The 1,219-nt window shown below is 54.1% G+C and carries 1 protein-coding gene and 1 pseudogene; both read left to right on the forward strand.

The annotated features are described in order from the left end of the window. Positions 1–297, forward strand: a pseudogene (locus QVO43_RS08450) (Fe-S cluster assembly ATPase SufC); the annotation flags it as partial. A gap of 121 nt (positions 298–418) precedes the next feature. Further along, a partial coding sequence (gene sufB / locus QVO43_RS08455; RefSeq protein ID WP_441293928.1) for a Fe-S cluster assembly protein SufB occupies positions 419–1,219 on the forward strand: 801 nt, incomplete at its 3' end.

The raw sequence follows: 1,219 nt of genomic DNA on the forward strand, positions 1-1,219 counted from the left end.
GGGGAACGGAAGAAAAATGAAATTCTCCAGATGTGCATGCTGGAACCGAAACTGACCCTGCTGGATGAAATCGACTCCGGTCTGGACGTGGATGCGGTACGGATCGTTTCCCAGGCTGTAAACAAGTATCATGACGAAAACAACTCCCTGTTGATCATCACCCACCACAGCGAAATCCTCCAGAAGCTCCATCCGGATGTGGTCCATGTGCTGATCAACGGCCGGATCGTCAAGACCGGCGATGCTTCCCTGATCGGGGAAATCGAAGCCAACGGCTACGACGCTTACAAGAAATAACAGGCGGGTGAGCAGAATGACGGAAGAGAAAAAAGATACGCTGGCCCGGGAAACCGCGGCTGACGAACAGAAACTCCAGAAGGAACGGAAGACCATTGACGCCCTGACGGATTTCAGCAATATGTATGATTTCAAGAAGGACTCCAACCACGAATACAAGACGGAAGCCGGCCTGACTCCTGATGTGGTCCGGGAGATTTCTTCCAAGAAGAATGAACCCAAGTGGATGCTGGATGCCCGTCTGAAATCCCTGGATCTGTACTATCAGATCCCCTACCCGGAATGGGGTCCGGACATCAGCGGCCTGGATATGGCCAACATCGTCACTTACGTACGCCCCAATGCCCGGATGAGTGCCAACTGGAACGATCTGCCGGAAGACATCAAGGACACCTTTGACCGTCTGGGAATCCCGGAAGCGGAAAAGACCTCCCTGGCCGGGGTGGGAGCCCAGTATGACTCCGAAGTGGTGTACCACAGCATCCAGGACGAACTGGTAAAGCAGGGTGTCATCTACACCGACTTCGATACGGCTGTGAAAAAATATGAAGACATTGTCCGGAAGCATTTCATGAAGCTGATTCCTCCCACGGACCACAAGTTCGCCGCCCTCCATGGGGCAGTATGGTCCGGCGGATCCTTTGTGTACGTGCCGGAAGGGGTGGACGTGTCCATTCCCCTCCAGAGCTATTTCCGGCTGAACGCACCGGGAGCCGGTCAGTTCGAACATACCATGATCATTGTGGAAAAGGGCGCCAAGGTCCATTTCATCGAAGGCTGCTCCGCCCCCAAGTACAACGTGGCCAACCTCCACGCCGGGGCGGTGGAACTGTTCATCGGGGATGACGCCACCCTGACCTATTCCACCATTGAAAACTGGTCCAAGAACATGTACAACATGAACACCAAACGGGCCATTGTA

Source organism: Acidaminococcus sp. CAG:542 (genome assembly GCF_000437815.1).
Taxonomy (GTDB): Bacteria; Bacillota; Negativicutes; order Acidaminococcales; family Acidaminococcaceae; genus Acidaminococcus.